Source organism: Streptomonospora alba (assembly GCF_000826685.1).
GTDB lineage: Bacteria > Actinomycetota > Actinomycetes > Streptosporangiales > Streptosporangiaceae > Streptomonospora > Streptomonospora alba.
In genome coordinates, this window is sequence record NZ_JROO01000037.1 from 15,495 (window position 1) to 32,780 (window position 17,286).

Sequence of the window (17,286 nt, forward strand, 5' to 3'; positions counted from 1 at the left end):
CCACCGGCTGACGCGGGGTGCGCACGGGCCGCTCACTGAAGAGGCATGTCGACCCCGTGCTCGCTCTCGGGCCGCGGCCCGAAGATCCTCCGGTCGGCTTCGGCGATCGCGACGTCGTTGATGCTCGCCTCCCGGCGCCGCATCAGCCCGTTGCCGTCGAACTCCCAGAGTTCGTTGCCGTAGCTGCGCCACCACTGGCCAGCGGTGTCGTGGCACTCGTACTGGAAGCGGACCGCGATGCGCTCGCCGTGGAAGCTCCACAGGCTCTTGCGGAGCGCGTAGTCCAACTCCCGCTCCCATTTGGCGGTCAGGAACGCGACGATCTCCTCGCGCCCGGCGAGGAACCGGTCGCGGTTCCGCCACACCGAGTCCGGCGTGTAAGCCAGGGCGACGCGCTCGGGGTCACGGGTGTTCCACGCGTCCTCGGCGGCCTGGACCTTTCGCAGCGCGCTCTGCTCGTCGAACGGCGGATAGGGCGGTCGGGACTCGGGCATCGCAGCCTCCACGGTGGAGAACGGTCGTTCTCGACAAGTGGGGCTACGCTAGAGAACGATCGTTCTCGATGTCAAGGAGCCCCCGATGCCGACCCCGATCAGCGCGGAGCAGCGCCGTCAGGACCGCGATGTCCTGCTGGACGCCGCGGAGTCGCTCTTCTATGAGCGGGGCGTCCGGGCGGTCGGGATGGACGAGATCCGTTCGGCCGCCGGTCTGCCGCTGAAGCGGATCTACTCCTTGTTCGCCACCAAGGAGGAACTCGTCGTCGCGATGCTCCGGCGGCGCGACCGGCGGTGGCGAGGGAGCCTGGCCGACTACGTCGAACGGTTCGACGACCCGCGCGCCCGAGTCCTGGCGGTCTTCGACTGGCTCGGCCGGTGGTTCGCCGAGCCGGGGTTCCGCGGTTGCGCCTGGATCAACGCGCACGGGGAACTGGGGTCCTCCTCTCCGGCGGTCCTCGACGAGGTCCGCTCGCACAAGCGGGCCTTCCACGACCAGATCGCAGCATGGGTGCGGGAGACCGGAAGTCCGGCGGTCGAGCCGGTGTTCCTGCTCGCCGAAGGGGCCGTCGTCACCGCCGGCATCACCGGGGACCCCGCGCCGGCCGAGGAAGCGCGCGCCGCGGCCGAGGCCCTCCTCGGATGAGCTCCGGCAGCCGTCCCGGAACCGGCCCCCGCCGGTTCCGGGACGGCTCGTGCCGCGCGACCGCTCGCTCAGCGGGCGGAGCCGGCCCCGCTTCCGGCGGGGACGCCGGGCTCCACTTCCGGGCGGTCCTGGCGGCCCTGCTCCCCCGCCTCCGCCGCGTGCGGCGGCCGCGGGCGGTCCAGGTAGCCGGCGACGACGGCCAGGCACACGCCGACCGCCGCCATCGCGGCACCGGCCAGGGCGGGCGCGGTGTAGCCGAAGCCCGCGCCGATGACCGCACCGCCGATCCACGCGCCGAGCGCGTTGGCCATGTTGAACGCCGCGTGGTTGGAGGCCGAGGTGAGAGTGGGCGCGCGCTCGGCCTTGGCCATCAGGAAGACCTGGATGACGGTGCAGGTCGCGAAGGTCGCCACGCCGAGGGCGACCACGCCGATCGCCGCGGTCCAGGGGTTGTGTGCGGCGAAGGAGAACAGCAGCAGCACCACGGCCAGCGAGGTGAGCGAGCCGTAGACCGACGGGCGCAGTGCGCGGTCGGCGATCCTGCCGCCGATGAGTCCTCCCAGCGTCATACCGACGCCGAAGAGCGCGAGCACGCCGGTTACGCCCGCTTCGGAGAATCCGGCCAGCTCCTTCATCGTCGGCGCGATGTAGGTGTAGACCGCGAACACGCCCGAGCAGCCCAGCACGATCGTCATCAGGCCCAGGACGACCTGCCGGTTGGCCAGACCGGCCAGCTCGTGGCGCAGGCGCACGCCCTGCGGCTTGGGCAGTCGGGGTACGCACAGCGCGATCCCCGCCATGGCGACGAGCCCGATGACGGCGACGACGCCGAACGTGGCGCGCCAGCCCAGCTCCTGGCCGAGCCAGGTGCCGGCGGGCACCCCGACCACGTTGGCGATGGTCAGGCCGAGGAACACGCGGGCGACGTTGCGCGCCCGCCGCCCCGGCTCGGCCAGCTGCGCGGCGGCCACGGCCGCGGCGCCGAAGTAGGCGCCGTGCGGCAGCCCGGTGAGCACGCGGAACCCGAGTACGGCCCCGAACTCCGGGGCCAGGGCCGAGAGCAGGTTGCCGGCGGCGAAGACGCCCATGAAGAGCACCAGGGCGGTGCGGCGCGGAAGGCGGGTGCTGAGAACCGTCAGCAGCGGCGCGCCGATGACGACGCCGATGGCGTAGCCGGCGATGAGGTTGCCGGCCGAGGAGACCGACACGTCCAGATCCGCGGAGACCTCGGGCAGCAGCCCCATGATGACGAACTCGGTGGTTCCGATACCGAAGGCTCCGAGGGCCATGGCGAGCAGGGCAAGGCGCATGGTGGCTCAGCCTTTCGCTGGCGGTGGATTCGCGCGGTACGGACGCCGCCGCCCGCAGCAGTGCGATGTGCGGGGCGAGGAGCGTCGGGTGCAGGAGGAAACGGTGGCCCCCGGGCAGCCGGCGGTCCGCTCACCGCTGCGGCCCCGGATTCCGACGAGGCCTTCCGAAGGGGTCTCTTCCAGACAACCACGGTCACCTAGCACGTGCCAACAGGATCGGCGGGGAGATTGCCGCGGGCGGCGATGATGTCGGTCACGAGGGCGTGAGACGTGCTTCGCGCAGGGCGGCCGGAGCAGGGAGCACGGAGCGCGGAGTGATCCGTCCCCCGGCGGCGGAGGGAGGCGAGGCGGCCCACCGCGCTCCGCTTCACACGGCAGGGAATAGCCCGCCCCGGCCCGCGATTGGACCTGATATGACGACCGACACCGCATTCAGCCCGCACGCTCTGCTCGCCGAAAGCCGCCTCGGCGTCCTGGCGACGATCAAGTCGGACGGCCGCCCCCAGCTCTCCCCCGTGACGCCCTTCTACGACCGGTCGGACGAGCTCCTCTACGTCTCCATGACCGAAGGGCGCGCCAAGACCGCGAACCTCCGCCGCGATCCGCGCGCCGCGCTGGAGGTCACCGCCGCCGACGGCCGGTCGTGGGCCACCGCCGAGGGCACGGTCTCACTCACCGGCCCGGGTGCCGATCCCCTCGGCCCCGAGGTCGACGCGCTGGTGGAGTACTACCGCAAGGCCGCCGGGGAGCACCCGGACTGGGAGGAGTACCGCTCGGTGATGGTCGCCGACCGCAGGGTGCTCATGCGGATGGCGGTCGAACGCGTCGTCGGCGACCGGATCGGCTGACGGCCGCGGCCCGGCTCCGCGCCCCTGCTTCCCCGCTGTCCCGCTCCCCGCTCCCCCGCTCCCGGCGGAGCCCTACTGTGCGGTGCGTACCGGGCCCGAGGTCCCCCGCACCGTCAGGGTGGGGGTGATCGCGAACTCCTTGGCGGTGGTGCGCCCCTCGTCGAGGCGTTCGGTCACCGCCTGCACGGCAAGCTCGGCGAGCTGGGCCGAATCCTGGCGCACCGAGGTGAGGTCGAGGAACGACAGATGGGCCAGCCGGCTGTCGTCATAGCCGATCACCGACACGTCCTCGGGAACGCGTACGCCGGCGCGTACGAAGACCTCCAGCAGGCCGCGGGCGCAGCGGTCGTTGGCGGTGACCACCGCTGTGGGCAGCACGTCCTGGGCGAGCAGTTCGCGGGCGGCGCGGGCGCCCGACTCCTCGGTGAAGGCGCCGGGCAGTTCCCGGGCGCGGTCGGCGAGCCCGTGCCGGCGCATCGCGTCGCGGTAGCCGCGCCGGCGCTCCTCGGCTTCGAGCGCGGCGCCGCCGTCGACGTGGACGATGTCGCGGTGGCCCAGGTCGGCGAGGTAGCCGATCGCCCTGCTCATGCCCGGGGCCTCGGAGCTGCGTACCAGGTCGGCGCCCGGCACCGTGGCACTGCGGCTCACCTGGACCACGGGCACCTGCTCGGCCACCCTGCTCAGATCGGGCGAGGGGGCGGGTGAGGGGCCGGTGAGGATGAGGGCCTCGCTGCGCAGCCCCAGCAGCTCCTCGATCGCCTGGCGCTCGTCGCGCGAGGGGACGTTGGCGCTGAGCGCGATGCCGTAGCCGAGGTCCTGGGCGCAGGCGTAGATGCCCTCGACCAGTTCGACGTTGTGCGGCTGGTCCATGTTGAACAGGACGCCGATCTGCCGGCTGCGGGTGCGGCGCAGCAGCTGCGCGGCGGTATGCGGGCGGTAGCCGAGCTCGTCGGCAGCCTCGCGCACACGGCGGCGGGTCTCGTCGCTGGGCCCGGCCTGGTCGCGCATGACCAGCGACACCAGTTGCCGGGACACGCCCACGCGTTCGGCGACGTCGCCCATCGTGGGGCGCCGCTTCGGCTCGACGGCCCCGGCTGCGCTCTCGGTATCCGGCACCTGCCTCCTCCACGCCGATTCCGACTCCGCCGAGCCCCGTTGATCTTGTACCTACCGTCACGGATAACGATTTCCCGTGACGGTAGGTACAAGATCAACGGTGATACGCCCGACCCGGCCCGGCCGCGTGGCCGCCACGGTACCCAACAGTCTTTCAGGGTAGGAACCTCTGAGGTTAGCACGTTAAAACACCCGACTCCGGGCCTCGCCGACCACGGCGCTGCGGACGGAGGCCCGCGGCCCCCGGCAGGCCCCAGCGCCGCGGGCAACGGTTCAGGGAGCGCGCAGTGCGAGGAGGACGATGTCGTCCTCGGAGGACTCCGACATGTGGCTCAGCAGGCCGTCGCAGAGCGCGTCGGGGGACTCCCCGGCGAACTGCGCGGCATGCTGGCGCAGGCGTATCAGGCCGCGGTCGATCTCCTCGCCGCGGCGCTCCACCAGGCCGTCGGTGTAGAGCAGGAGGGTCGCGCCGCGGGGCAGCTCCACCCGGGCGTCGGCGCGGTCCCAGTCGCCGCCGACGCCCAGCAGCACGTCGTAGCCCTCCTCCAGGAAGCGGCTCGTACCGTCTTCCAGGACCAGCAGCGGCGGGTAGTGCCCGGCGTTGGTCCAGTGGAAGGTCAGCGGCTCGCCGCCGCCGCCGTTCAAACGCGCGTAGACGGCGGTGGCCGTGTGCGCCGAGAAGTACTCCAGCAGCCCGTCGAGGCGGCGCATGATCGCGCTCGGCGGCTCCTGGTGCTCCCAGGCCAGGGTGCGCAGCATGTTCTGCAGCCGGGCCATCTCCACCGCCGCGGTGAGGTCGTGCCCGCTGACGTCGCCCACGGTCACGGCCGGAGCCCCGTCGGGCAGCACGACCACGTCGTACCAGTCGCCGCCCACCTCGACGTTCTCCTGAGCGGGCGCGTACCTGGCCGCCAGCTCCACCTGCTTGAGGTCCGGCAGCGCGGGCAGCAGCGCGCGCTGGAAGTTCTGCGCCGCGTCGCGCTGGGCGGAGTAGAGCCGGGCGTTGTCCAGGGCCAGCCCGGCGCGGTGGGCCAGGTCCTGCAGCAGGACCAGTTCGCTCTCGGTCACGGGGCGGTCGTGGGTGGTGCGCACCAGGACCAGCCCGCCCAGCACGCGCCGCCGCGCACGCAGCGGGACGAGGATCTCGGTACCGGTGCCCAGGGTCTCGGTCAGCTCCCGGTGCGCCTGGCCCAGCGCGCTGGTCGCCTGGGACCGGTCGGTGAACACGAACGGTCCCTCGCCCGCCAGCATCCGTTCGAGAGGACTGGAGGAGGCGGGATCGACGGGTTCCGGGTCGGGCAGCGTCCCCAGCAGGTCGTCCGGCAGCTCGACGCCGGGGTCCCGGTGCACCACGGCGACCCGGCGCACATGCTCGCCCACGTAGTCGGCCACGCACCAGTCGGCCAGTTCGGGCACCGTCAACCGGGCAAGGCGGTGCAGCAGGTCGTCGGGGTCCAAGCTGCTGCCGAGCACCGCACCCGCCTCGGCCAGCAGCCGCAGTCCCGACAGGGATCGTTCTTCATCCTCGCCAGCGCTTCCCGGCCGCGACTCAGCATCGCTCATCGAGTAGCCCCCTCCTCGCCACAGCGATCAACCGGCCGTCGGGGCAGAGAATTCCCGACCTGCATCCCGGCCGAATCTACGGCGGACGAGAGGGGGACCTGCGGACACGCCATCACACCAGGGTATGCCCGTTCGCACCACCCCTCGCCCCCGCCGCGCCATGACGAGCAACCGGTCGGCGCGAACGCGAGCTGGGGCATGGGGGTATTCGCTTTCAGCGGCCGGGCATGGGCTGGGCGGGGGTACGCAGGGGCAGGGACAGGGGCGTCATGGAACGCCGCCCTGCAACTCGGTCCATTCGGAGTTCTCGAACGCGGCCGTGTGGGGTTCGGCTTTCTCGGGCGCCTCGATCTTGGGGAAATCGTCGGCCATCATCCAGTCGCCGTCACGTACGTCCTCCATCCAGATGCACCGGGCTTTTGGAGTGACGAGGAATTCGGTGCGCCGGGATATCCCGTCGTAGGCGGAGATCCGCACCAGCAACGCGACGTCGATCCTGCGCGCGTCGACCCGCTCGTAGACCGCGCCCAACGGGAGGGCCGACATCGATGCCTGCGTCGGAAGCTCCTCGAACGTCATGCCGAAGCCGTATGACTCCAGTTCGAGGTCGATGTTGGCGCGCATGCCTTCGGTCAGCTCTCGCATATCCATGTTCCGCATCTCGTTCATGTAGAGCTGACCGGCGCGCGCCTTAACCGCCGGATCGAGGGTTGTGTAGCTGCTGTTGAAGGCGGCGAGGGCGGAGACCGCCCCCTCGGGCGTGCGAGCGAACTTGACCGGGTAGCGCCCGTCGACCTGGGCGCTACCTCCGGACAATCGGATCGGCCCCCCGCTACCGGACGGCGAGGGGGAGGATGAAGGTCGGCTCGCCGCCTCGTCGGTTCCGCCCGAGCCCAGGGCGTAGCCCACCGCCATGGCCAGAGCCAAGGCCAAGACCATAACCAGAACGACTAAGACGGTGATCAGCCAGCGGGTGCGCTGCGGGGTGGTTCCGTGGGGGGTGGACACCTGCGGTCCCTTCCTACCTGGTCTGCGATCCGGGGACTCCGGCGGCGGAGGTCGCCGCCGCGTGGCCGGGCCGGTCAGCCGCTCCCCGCGCGGCGGACCGTTCACGGCGGGACAAGGGCCCGCCGGTGGCGTGCTTGCTATCGCGGGATCTTCGGGTCTATTCGGTCGTATTGGGCTGGACGATGCGGCACTCCTACGGGGGAGCGTGCGCGCGCGTGGAAGCTTGACTTAACGCCTGTGGAGAACTCGCTGGAGGGGTTGCGGGAGTCGCCGGGATGCGCAAAGAGACACGGCCCTCTCGGGAGGTGAGGAGGCCGTGGGGACAGGGGATCACTGTGTGAGTCGGGGGTCAGAGTCGACGGTCCTTGAGGTCCTTCAGGAAGGACGACCACTCGCAGGCGGGGAAGGCGAGGTGGCCGTGGTCGCGGTGCTGGGTGTCGCGGACGGCTGCTCCGTATGCGGTGTCCGCCACCTCGACGCAGTTGCCGTTCTGGGAGTTGCTGTAGGTGGATTTGCGCCAGGTCACAGCCATCTCGACGCAGTTCCCGCCGGTGTCGTTGCTGTAGCTGGACTTACGCCAGGTAAGGCCGCGGGCGGTCATGAAAGCTCTCCTTGAATCTGTTCGATCAGCCTTCGAGATGCTTCCGGAGGCAGGGCGATTCCCTGCAGATCCCCGAAGAGACGCATATGGTCTGCCACATTCTCGGGCTCGTCAGTCGCGGTTCCTGAGCCTCGGGTATCCACGTACAGGATGCTGTCTCTGTCGGGAACCTCATACAGGGTGAAGGCGTTCGACAACCCAGGATGAAGCTCGGTTTGGTACGGCACTACCTGGATGGAAATGCCCTGTTCATCCGATGCCTCCAGGAGTCGGCTACAGCTGCCTGCGCACCTATCGCAACCAGTACTTCCACGGCAAGCTGCGGCGGGACGCGGCCCTGGGCGCGCTGGAGGCGCTGCTGTGAGACCGGGTCAGTGGCCCTGGAGGGCCTCTTTGAGGTTGTTGTCGAGGGTCTTCAGGTCCTCGTCGGCGAGTTCTTCCTGCGACTGGCGGAACAACCTGTTCAGCTCGCTGTGCAGGACGTGGCTGTAGCGGGCGTAGTAGGGGCTGGTGGGGCGGTGGTGAGCGTTGCCGACCTCGGCGAGGAGGAGCCGGGAGTACTCCTCGCCGCGGCGGCTCTCCACCGTGGCTTCGGCGGGGGCCTCCTCGGGTGCCAGAGGCTCGGGGCACTCCCCCTCGATCGGGCCGGTGTAGGCGTCGGCCAGCACCGGCGGGTAGCCGCCGCAGTAGAGGAGGCGGCGCTGCTGGGCGGGGTCCGTGAGGTAGGAGATCAGGTCCCAGGCGGCGTCCGGGTGCCGGGAGGCGCTGCTGACCGCCAGGCTCTGGCCGCCCAGCACGCTCTCGCTGGGCAGCGGCGCGACGCCGAACTCGATGGCGTCGCCGCCGCCGTCCGACTCGCCCGCCTCTTGCGGGGGCTGCTCCCCGCCGCCGGCCGCCGGTTCGACGGCGGGGTCCCGCGCCAGCTGGTCGTACCAGCCCGGCCAGTTGCGCATGGCCACGACCTCGCCGTCGACGAACTGCCGGAAGCTGTCGTACTCGGTGGCGTCGTCGGCCAGCACACCCGGGTGCACAGTGCCGTCGGCCAGCGCCCGGGCCATCACGTCCACGGCGGCGCGGCCGGAATCGGCGGCGAACGCGACCGGCGGTTCGCTGTCTCCTCCGCTTCCGCGCATGCCGTAGGTGAACTCCAGCGTGTTGACGGTGAGCCCTTCGTAGGGCGCGAACTGGCCGCTGTAGCCGTAGTCGACGCCCTCGGCCTCGGCGGTCTCGCGCAGCATTTCCAGCGCGTCGGCCCAGCCGCCGACCAGGTCGTCTTCCCCCATCAGGTCGGCGCGGTAGTACAGCAGTCCGACATCGGCGATGAAGGGCCTGGCCCAGACCGTGTCCCGGTAGGTGACCGCCTCCACGGAGGGCTCCAGCACGCCGGATGCGCCTACGTCCTCGGGCAGCGGTTCGATCCAGCCGTTGCGGGCGAACTCGGCCGTCCACTGGTTGTCGATGTTGAGGATGTCGTAGGAGAACCCCTCGGCCTGGGTCCAGCGCAGCAGCTCCGCGCGGACCAGGTCGGCGCCGCCGGAGATCTCGATGAGCTCGGCGCGCACCTCGCCGTCCGCGCGGTCGGCGTTCCACTCGTCGACGAGCTGCTGATACAGCCCTGCGCCCGTGACGTCCTCCCCGGTGACCAGGGTTATGGCGCCCGGCTCGCCGCCGGCGCCCGGGCCGTCGGCGGCCAGGAGCGCCGCGGCCAGTGCGAGCGCGGTGGTGATCCCGGCCGCCACCGCCGCGCGCTCCCGGCGGCGGCGCAGGAAGAGCCAGCGCAGCGGCCAGGCGGCGCGCTCCGCACGGCGGCCGTCGGTTCGGCCGCCCGGCCCGCCGCCTGCCGCGTGCGATCGCGCCGCCATCACACCCTCCGCGCTTCGTCCAGCAGGCCCACCGCCGCCTCGCCGGGCCTGTCCGGCTCGGCGGGCACGCATTCGACGTGCTCGTGCCCGGTCAGCTCGGGGATGCCGCCAACCTCGCACGGGTTTGAACGGCCCCAGCGCCGCGTCTCGTCGCCGACGGCCAGCACGCGCACCCGCACGTCGGTGTCGTCGAGGCGGCGCTGCAGCGCCTGTACGCCCAGCCCGCCCTGCTCCGGCTCGCCCACCCCGTCGGTGACCACGACGAGCACGGGGGCCGGGCGCTTCCCTCCGCCCGGCGCCGCTGAGACGTCCTGGGACCACCGTTCAAGGGCGTCGGCCCCGTCGGCGACGACGTCCCGCAGGGGAGTGGACTCCCTGGTCGGCGCGAGACCGGCCAGCGCGTCGGCGAACCGGTCGCCGTCCGCGCCCCGCGTCTCCAGCGGCACGACGGCGGTGGAGTCCGTGGCCGAGGGGCCCGAATTGCGCGGGAACGCCCACAGCCCCAGTGCGTCCTTGGCGCCCGCGGCTTCGGCCAGCTCGGCGGCCTCCTCCACCGCGGTGGCGAATTTGCGGTGCGGGATGTCCATCGAGGAGGAGGTGTCGAGGGCGAGCAGGAGGGTACCGCCCTGCGTCTCGGTGTAGAGGGACTCCACGGCCGCGGCCCGGTCGCTCCAGGTGTGCGGCTCGCCCCGCTCGTTGGGGATGGTCTGGGGCGCGCCCTCCACCCGTGCGGCGACGCGGCCGTTGCCCTGCTCGTCGCGGTAGCCCTCATAGACGCCGGTGGAGGTCGCGCCGGTGTCGTCGTTGCTGAAGGAGGCGGAGAAGGCGGTCGGCGGGGATTCGCGCAGCGAGGACAGGAAGCGCTCGAAGCGCTCGACTTCGCGGACGACCGCGGCGGACTCGGTGACCGGCGCGGGCGGGCCGCCCTCCTCGGTGACGCTCACGCCCGAAACCCGCACGAACGGGTGGTCGAGCACCGGCAGGTCCGGTGAATAGATCGCGGCGACCTCCTCGCGGGCCTCGTCCTCGCCGGGGCAGGCGGTGCGCCAGCGTCCGGCCACGAACGTCTCGTAGACGGCGGCTTCGGTGGTCAGCGCCGCGGAGGGGACGTCGCCGTCGGCGTCGCGCGCGACCTGGCAGACGAGGTCGTGCTCGCTGTCGGCCGCGGTGCCCAACTCCAACTCCGCCTCGACCTCGGCCGCGCGCTGCTCGTCGGCGATGTCGCCGTTGCGGGTGATGGCGCCGCGGCTGTGGTAGAGGAACGCGGTGTGCAGCATCGAGGCGATGGAGTCGCGCGGATCGGTACGGATCACCCGGATGCCGCCGCGCCCGAACTCCGCGCGCAGTCGGGCGTAGGGACGGTCCATCTCCACGTCGTCGGCGTCGCCCCCGGTAAGGCGCTGGGCAACGCCGGTCGGCAGCGCGAGCACGAGCGGGGTGAGGCGGGTCCACTCCCCTATCTCGATGTCGGCGACCTGTGCGATCGGGCGCCGGGAGGGGCCGGCGGCCTCCTGCCCGCCGGCCTCCTGGCCTGGCGTACCGGTTGCGCCGTCCGTGTCGGCCCCGGCAGAGAACCCGGGTGCGGGTTCCTCGCCCTGCCGGTCGAGGGCGCGCTCGACCAGCATCGCCTCGGCCGTGGAGCCGGGGATCCACACGTGCGGGAGCGGCCCCAGGCCCGGGTCCCACGCGCCCAGCAGCGCGTCGCGCATCCGCTGGCCGTCGGCGACGGCGTAGACGGTTATGCGGACGCTGCGGCAGCGCTCGCCGTCCTCGCCGCCTTCGGCGCGCCGTTGGGCGAAGGCGGCGGCGGCGCCCTCCACCGCGGGCTCGCCGTCGGGGGTGGTGGCGACGACGAGTTCGGCGGGCGGGTCGCAGGAGCCGCCGAGCGGCCAGGCCGCGACCGCGAGGAGCAGGACGACGGCGAGCGTGGGGGCGAGGACGTAGCGAAGCACCCGCCGCCGGGGCGACGACCGGCTCGTCGCGCGGGTGAACGGGAACCGGTCGCGCAGACGCCGGGCGGGGCCCTCGGCCGGTGCGGCGGCCGGGCGCTGCTCCGGATCGCCGCTCAGGGCCCAGGCCCACAGCCCCGCCAGCATCCACACCAGGAGGATCCCGGAGCACACGTGCACCAGGAGCTCCCCGTAGCCGCCGAGCCCCGCGACCGGATCATCGGCCACCAGGTCCAGCAGTCCGCCGCCCAGGAGCAGCAGAACGAAGGCGACGACTTCGTGGATCGCCAGGAAGACCAGCCGCAGGAGTGCCGCCAGTGCGTCCAGCAGGCTCTGCCCGCCCTGCTGGGGACGCTCCGGCATGGCTCGGCCCTCCTGACCGCCACCCGCGGCGTCCACCGATCACGATCACCATCCGGATCCCGGACACCGCGGAAGAGTGGTGTGGACCGCAATATACGGGGTGGAGGGCACATATTCGCGATGCCTGAGTAGTCGAATGGCCGGTACCGGCCGGAAGGGATCCGACCCCGTACCGGCCCACCCGCCCGTTCGGCGCCCGCGCATGCCGGACACGGAGACGGCGGCGGGCAGCGGGCGGTGGGCTACGAACGGCGGTGGCGGCCCCGAGGTGCGCGGCGCCCGTTGCAGCGCAGGACCAGCGCGAGCACGAGGAGGGCGGCGGCCGCACCGCCCGCCAGCAGCACGGGTGCGATGCGCGCGGGCGGGACGGGCTGGTCGAACGGCGAGTGCGCAGGAGCCTGCGACCGCGTGTCGGACATACTCGGTTTCCTTTCGGGCTCGGATCCGCGCGGAGGCGCGGGAGGGTTCGCCGCGCCGGCCCGACGCGAACCGGACCGGACCGGACCGGCTGCATACGCTGCCCTCCACTGGTTCCGCACGCGCATATGCACGTGCATATGCTCATGAATTTGCATCCTATCGACACATGCGCGCGAAATCCACAGAACGGTGCAGTCCCGGACAGCGGGACGGCGCTTCCGCGCAGAAGCGGATCGCGTGGAACAGCGACGATCGAGGCCAGGCGTGAGCAGAGGCGCCGTGGCGTTCATACGCGCTGCTGCGGAACTGCTCGCCCGCGGCGACCGAGCCGGACGGTGGCCGAGCCTCGCGCCCCGCCTACCGTCCGCGCAGGGCCAGGCCCTCGAAGGCCAGGCGGGTGACCGCGTCGGCGATCGCGACGGCGTCGTACCTGCCTTCCGGGCGATACCACTCGACCAGGGAGTTGACCATCCCGAACAGCAGGCGGCTGGTCAGCTCCGGCGGGATGTCGGCGCGCAGCGAGCCCTCATCGGCCGCGGCGCGGACGAGATCGGCGAGTTTGGCGTCGATGGCGCGGCGGCGGCGCAGGGCGTCCAGTTCGACATCGCTGTTGCCGTGCACGCGCAGCAGCAGCGTCACCGCCGAGAGGTGGCCGACCAGGACCTCCACCGACTGGCGCACCGCCGACTCCAGGCGTTCGTAGGCGCTCTCCCGTGCTCCGTTCTCGCTGGCCACCGCCGTGTCGATGACCTCGGTCAGCGCGTCCAGGGCCTCGCTCAGCGCGGCTTGCAGCAGGCAGGACTTGCTCGGGAAGTGGTGGTAGATGGCCGACTTGGTCAACCCCAGCTCACGGGCGAGGTCGCCGACGCTGGTGCCGTCGTAGCCGCGGCGGTTGAAGAGGTCGATGGCGCACCGCAGCACCGTCTCCTGGTCGTACCCGGGCCGCCCGCGGCGCGGCGCCTCGCTGGTCGGCGAAGGGCGTGGCATGGGCCTAGAATCCCACACCGCCGCAGCCAGCGGGAACACGGCTGCAAGGACCTCGGGCGAGCGAGGCCGGGCGCTCCGGCCCTTCGAGCGGTGACGCGTCCGGGCCCCGCCGCGTGGGAGGGCCCGGACGCCGCTTTCGCGTGCGTTCGCTCAGAACTCCAGGACGAGCCGTCCCCGGACTCCGCCGGCCTCCAGGAGGCGGTGGGCCTCGGCTGCCTGGTCGGCGGGGAAGGTCCGCGCGACGCGCAGGCTCAGTACGCCGTCCTCGGCCTGCTTTCGCAGCCCGTCGAGCTTGGCCTGCTCGCGGTGGTAGTCCACGACGAGGACCGGATGGAACACCACGCCGCGCTGCAGCGCCTGCTCGTCGCCCTTGAAGCCGCGCACGGTGGCCATCCGGCCGCCGTCGCGAACGGCCGGGCTGACCAGATCGTCGTGCACCGCCCCGTCGGCGACGGCGTCAACGCCGCCCGGCTCCGCCTCCAGGATGCGCGCGGCGACGTCGTCCCCGCGCCGCACCACCACGTCCGCGCCCAGGTCGCGGACCAGCTGCTCGTCCTTCTCGGCGGCGTCGGCGATCACCCGCAGCCCTTCGGCCTTGGCCAGTTCGACGACGTAGCCGCCGAACGCGCCCGCGGCACCGGTCACGGCCAGCGCCGCGCCGGGTTCCAGCGCCGTCCGGTCCAGGGCCAGGCGGGCGGTGAGCCCGTTCATCGGCAGCGTCGAGGCGGCCGCGTAGCCGGCCCCCGCCGGGATTCGGGCGACCGATTCCGCCGGGACCACCAGGTGCTCGCTGTAGGCGCCGTGCGCCCCGGTGGGCACGACGCTCGCCATGACCGCGTCCCCGACCGCGAAGTCGCCGACCGTGCTCCCGCCCGGCCCGATCTCGTCGATGTCGCCGGCGGCGTCCATCCCCGGCACCTGCGGCGATCCGGTGTCGCCGCGGCGCGAGGCGTAGACACCGGTGCGGGCGACGGTGTCGGTCGGGTTCACCGCTGCCGCGCGCACGCGGATGCGCACCTCGCCGGGGCCCGCATGGCGCTCGTCGACGTCGAACTCCCGCAGCGCCTCGGGACCGCCGAAATCTGATACTCCAATGACACGCATACGCCGTCCCTACCCGCCGTGACCGCGCCGGATACGGCGATCAGGAACACACCGCCCACGCCGTGGGGCCGCTTCCGGCGCGTACGCGACCCGCGGCCCAGGGGGCCGCATCAGCCGTTCATGAACTCCTCGTAGGCCTCCAGCACCTCTTCGGTGGGCCCGTCCATGACCAGGCTGCCGGTCTCCAGCCACAGCACCCGGTCGCAGGTGTCGCGAATGGACTTGTTGCTGTGGCTGACCAGGAAGACGGTGCCCGCCTCGCCCCGCAGTTCGCGGATGCGCTCCTCGGAGCGCCTGCGGAACTTGCGGTCGCCGGTGGCCAGCGCCTCGTCGATCATCAGCACGTCGTGGTTCTTGGCCGAAGCGATCGCGAAGCGCAGCCGGGCGGCCATGCCCGAGGAGTAGGCGCGCATCGGCAGCGAGCTGAAGTCGCCCTTCTCGTTGATGCCCGAGAACCGGATGATCTCCTCGCGCTTGGCGTAGGCCTCCTGCGGCGTCATGCCCATCGCCAGGCAGCCGAGGATGACGTTGCGCTCGCCGCTGAGGTCGTTCATCAGCGCCGCGTTGACGCCCAGCAGCGAGGGCTGGCCCTCGGTGTAGACGCGGCCGGCCTCAGGCGGCATGAGCCCGGCGATGGCGCGCAGGATCGTGGACTTCCCGGAGCCGTTGGAGCCGATCACGCCGATGGCCTCGCCCCGGTAGGCGGTGAAGCTCACGCCCCTGATGGCGTGCACCTTGCGGCCGCCCTTCTTCGCCTGCTCCGACCTGCCGGTCAGGCGCCGCACCGCCCGGGAGGCGCGCCCTCCGCGGTCCTGCTGCGGCTCCTGGTCCTGCTGCTCCTTGGCCGCGAGGGCCTGTTCGCGCAGCGCGGCCTTGCCTTTGGCGCCCTTGGCCTTGCCGGGGCCGCCGCCGCGCAGCCGGTAGACGATGTGCAGATTGTCCACGATGACGGTGGGCGGCTGGTCCTGTTTCGCCTCGGCCTGCCCGTTCCGGCCGCCCTGCTCGGCCCGTGCAGCCTGGTCGGTCTGTTCGGCCTGTTCGGACACGTCAGTCACGGCCGTACTCCTCTTCCGCCCGGTAGAAGTAGACGAACCCCGCGACCAGCGCGAGCAGCGCCCAACCCAGGGCGATCAGCCAGACGTGCGCGGGCAGGTACTGGGTACCGAAGTTCTCGGGACTCATCAGCGCGTATCGCATGAGGTCGATGTAGACGGCGGCGGGCTGCACGTCGAGCACTGTCAGCGCCCATGTGGGCGCGTTGGCGGCGCGCTGCTCCACCATGTACAGCACGCCCGAACCGTACATCCAGGCGCGCAGTACGAACGGCAGCCACTGCGCGGCGTCGGTTGACTTACTGCCCAGTCGGGCGGCCCAGAACGCAAGCCCGGTGTTGAACATCAGCTGAAGCGCCAGGATGGGCACGATCAGCAGCCAACTCCAGTCGGGATAGTTCTGCCGCGCGATGACGATCACCATCAGCACCACCATGGAGATCACGACCTGGCGCGACTTCATGCTGACCTGGGTGAGGGGAAGCACCGCGCGGGGGAAGTGCAGTGCGCGGATCAGCCCGCGCTCGCCCGAGATGGACTTCACGCCGCTGGTCACCGTGTCGCGGGTGAAGGTGAAGACGAAGACCCCGGTCACCAGGAAGGAGATGAAGTCCTCCACGCCGCGGCTCGTACCGAGCAGCAGGCCGAAGATCACGTAGTAGACGGCCGCGTTCATCAAGGGGGTGAGGACGAACCAGAATCCGCCGAGCCGGGCGCGCGTGTACTTGGTGGACGAGCGCGCCCTGGAGAACTCGCCGATGAAGTACCGGTGCTGCCACAGCCGGCGGATGTACTCGATCATGCCCGGCCGCGCGCCGGTGACCGACAGTCCGTATTTGGACGCCAGTTCCGCGGCGTGGGGATCCGGCCGATCCCTGGTGACTCCGTCTAGTGCCACGCGTCTGCTCACTTCGGGTTGCTCTGTAGGACTGAAGGATGGCTGCGCGCCCTCGCCCCGGCGCTCACCTGCGAAATCACGTCGGAACGAAACCGTTTCGTCGCCCCGATAGCGTAAATCGAACCAGGACAGAACGCAACCGTTTCGTCCTGCGTTAGGATGGCCGTGTGTCCGATGCAGAGAAACCCCGGCGAGAGCGCCGAGCGCCCGCGGGAGCCGCAGTTCTGCAGAAGGATGTCACGCTGGCGATCCAGGCGGCCGTGTTCACGGAACTGGCCAAGCACGGCTACGGGCGCCTGTCCATCGAGGCCGTGGCCAGACGGGCGGGCGTCGGCAAAACGGCGATCTACCGCCGCTGGACTTCGAAGCTGCAAATGGTCGTCGAGGTGGTCTCGGCGGCCGCAGTGAAGGTGATGCCGGTGCCCGACACCGGCACGCTGAGCGGCGATATACGCGAGCTGCTCGACGCGGGTGCACAGGCGATGCGCCACCCTCTGGCTTCGCAGATCGTACCCGACCTTCTGGCCGAAGCGGCTCGCAACCCCGACATAGCCGAAACTCTGGAGAACGCCCTGCGCGAGACCCAGCAGGGACTCAGCGCGGTGATGATCAAAAACGCGGTGGAGCGCGGCGACCTGCCGCCCGACACCGACGTCGAGCTTGCCCTGGACATGGTTTTCGGTCCGCTGTATTGGCGCGTCGCCGTGACCCGCAGCCCGGTGTCCGACGACTACCTCGACCACCTCGCCGAGGGCGCCACCGCCGCCCTGATCGGTGCCCACACGCCGTAAGAGCGCCCGGTCTGCTGAGCCTCCCGGCGCCCCGGACACGGCAGGGCCGCCGCCCCGATTCGTCGGGACGGCGGACGCTTCCGTGCACGGCGCCGTTTCCCGCCCGCGCTCCCGGACCCGCGTCAGGCGGGTGCGCGCCGCGGTGCGCCGGCGGCGGCCGTCTCGACGCCGAGCCACACCTGCGATCCAGGCGGTTTCCGGCGCAGCGCCCGTGTCGATCGCTCATGTCGGTGCCGCCCCTGGACACCCGCCACAGGAGCGGCTCCCGACGAAA

Annotated in this window: 17 protein-coding genes; 3 read left to right on the forward strand and 14 right to left on the reverse strand. The window is 71.7% G+C overall.

Annotation, left to right across the window (positions count from 1 at the left end; genetic code table 11):
• Positions 1 to 32: 32 nt before the first annotated feature.
• Positions 33 to 494 carry a nuclear transport factor 2 family protein gene (locus tag LP52_RS18755; RefSeq protein WP_040275437.1) on the reverse strand — a complete coding sequence of 154 codons (462 nt, stop codon included), beginning with the start codon at positions 492 to 494 and terminating at the stop codon, positions 33 to 35.
• A gap of 85 nt (positions 495 to 579) precedes the next feature.
• Between LP52_RS18755 and LP52_RS18760 the strand changes: the two genes are divergently transcribed.
• Positions 580 to 1,140: a TetR/AcrR family transcriptional regulator gene (locus LP52_RS18760; protein ID WP_040275439.1), complete on the forward strand. Its 561-nt coding sequence runs from the start codon at positions 580 to 582 to the stop codon at positions 1,138 to 1,140.
• 68 nt (positions 1,141 to 1,208) lie between these two features.
• Here LP52_RS18760 and LP52_RS18765 read toward each other — a convergent pair whose 3' ends face one another.
• Positions 1,209 to 2,450 (reverse strand): MFS transporter, encoded by a 1,242-nt coding sequence (locus LP52_RS18765; RefSeq protein WP_084723325.1) that lies wholly within the window; start codon positions 2,448 to 2,450, stop codon positions 1,209 to 1,211.
• Between the two features lie 413 nt (positions 2,451 to 2,863).
• Between LP52_RS18765 and LP52_RS18770 the strand changes: the two genes are divergently transcribed.
• On the forward strand, positions 2,864 to 3,298 hold the full coding sequence (locus LP52_RS18770) for a PPOX class F420-dependent oxidoreductase (protein WP_040275443.1): 435 nt from the start codon (positions 2,864 to 2,866) through the stop codon (positions 3,296 to 3,298).
• Positions 3,299 to 3,370: 72 nt separating this feature from the next.
• Here the strand turns inward: LP52_RS18770 and LP52_RS18775 are convergent, their stop codons facing one another.
• From LP52_RS18775 to LP52_RS18820, 12 genes are all read right to left on the reverse strand, one after another.
• On the reverse strand, positions 3,371 to 4,414 hold the full coding sequence (locus LP52_RS18775) for a LacI family DNA-binding transcriptional regulator (RefSeq protein WP_040275445.1): 1,044 nt from the start codon (positions 4,412 to 4,414) through the stop codon (positions 3,371 to 3,373).
• Positions 4,415 to 4,687: 273 nt separating this feature from the next.
• Positions 4,688 to 5,977 (reverse strand): PP2C family protein-serine/threonine phosphatase, encoded by a 1,290-nt coding sequence (locus LP52_RS18780; RefSeq protein WP_052810022.1) that lies wholly within the window; start codon positions 5,975 to 5,977, stop codon positions 4,688 to 4,690.
• A gap of 267 nt (positions 5,978 to 6,244) precedes the next feature.
• A complete protein-coding gene (locus LP52_RS18785; RefSeq protein ID WP_040275447.1) occupies positions 6,245 to 6,985 on the reverse strand; it encodes a hypothetical protein in 741 nt (246 codons plus the stop codon).
• A 349-nt stretch (positions 6,986 to 7,334) separates the two neighbouring features.
• Positions 7,335 to 7,586 (reverse strand): DUF397 domain-containing protein, encoded by a 252-nt coding sequence (locus LP52_RS18790; protein WP_040275449.1) that lies wholly within the window; start codon positions 7,584 to 7,586, stop codon positions 7,335 to 7,337.
• A complete protein-coding gene (locus tag LP52_RS28485) occupies positions 7,583 to 7,813 on the reverse strand; it encodes a Scr1 family TA system antitoxin-like transcriptional regulator (RefSeq protein ID WP_238580987.1) in 231 nt (76 codons plus the stop codon). The genes LP52_RS18790 and LP52_RS28485 overlap by 4 nt, the downstream gene beginning before the upstream one ends.
• 144 nt (positions 7,814 to 7,957) lie before the next feature.
• Positions 7,958 to 9,448, reverse strand: a complete 1,491-nt coding sequence (locus LP52_RS18795; RefSeq protein ID WP_040275450.1) for an extracellular solute-binding protein — start codon at positions 9,446 to 9,448, stop codon at positions 7,958 to 7,960.
• Positions 9,448 to 11,760 carry a vWA domain-containing protein gene (locus LP52_RS18800; protein WP_040275452.1) on the reverse strand — a complete coding sequence of 771 codons (2,313 nt, stop codon included), beginning with the start codon at positions 11,758 to 11,760 and terminating at the stop codon, positions 9,448 to 9,450. The genes LP52_RS18795 and LP52_RS18800 overlap by 1 nt, the downstream gene beginning before the upstream one ends.
• Before the next feature lie 242 nt (positions 11,761 to 12,002).
• Positions 12,003 to 12,179: a hypothetical protein gene (locus tag LP52_RS27430; RefSeq protein WP_157036397.1), complete on the reverse strand. Its 177-nt coding sequence runs from the start codon at positions 12,177 to 12,179 to the stop codon at positions 12,003 to 12,005.
• A gap of 358 nt (positions 12,180 to 12,537) precedes the next feature.
• Positions 12,538 to 13,167 carry a TetR/AcrR family transcriptional regulator gene (locus LP52_RS18805; RefSeq protein ID WP_040275454.1) on the reverse strand — a complete coding sequence of 210 codons (630 nt, stop codon included), beginning with the start codon at positions 13,165 to 13,167 and terminating at the stop codon, positions 12,538 to 12,540.
• Positions 13,168 to 13,317: 150 nt separating this feature from the next.
• Positions 13,318 to 14,271: a quinone oxidoreductase family protein gene (locus tag LP52_RS18810; protein ID WP_040275456.1), complete on the reverse strand. Its 954-nt coding sequence runs from the start codon at positions 14,269 to 14,271 to the stop codon at positions 13,318 to 13,320.
• A 110-nt stretch (positions 14,272 to 14,381) separates the two neighbouring features.
• Positions 14,382 to 15,326 carry an ABC transporter ATP-binding protein gene (locus LP52_RS18815; RefSeq protein WP_394298215.1) on the reverse strand — a complete coding sequence of 315 codons (945 nt, stop codon included), beginning with the start codon at positions 15,324 to 15,326 and terminating at the stop codon, positions 14,382 to 14,384.
• Positions 15,319 to 16,221, reverse strand: coding sequence for an ABC transporter permease (locus LP52_RS18820; protein ID WP_040275458.1), 903 nt, complete (start codon positions 16,219 to 16,221; stop codon positions 15,319 to 15,321). The genes LP52_RS18815 and LP52_RS18820 overlap by 8 nt, the downstream gene beginning before the upstream one ends.
• Before the next feature lie 167 nt (positions 16,222 to 16,388).
• Here LP52_RS18820 and LP52_RS18825 point away from each other — a divergent pair, with 167 nt between their 5' ends.
• Entirely contained in the window at positions 16,389 to 17,012 is a 624-nt protein-coding gene (locus LP52_RS18825) for a TetR/AcrR family transcriptional regulator (protein ID WP_040275460.1), read from the forward strand.
• Positions 17,013 to 17,286 lie beyond the last annotated feature (274 nt).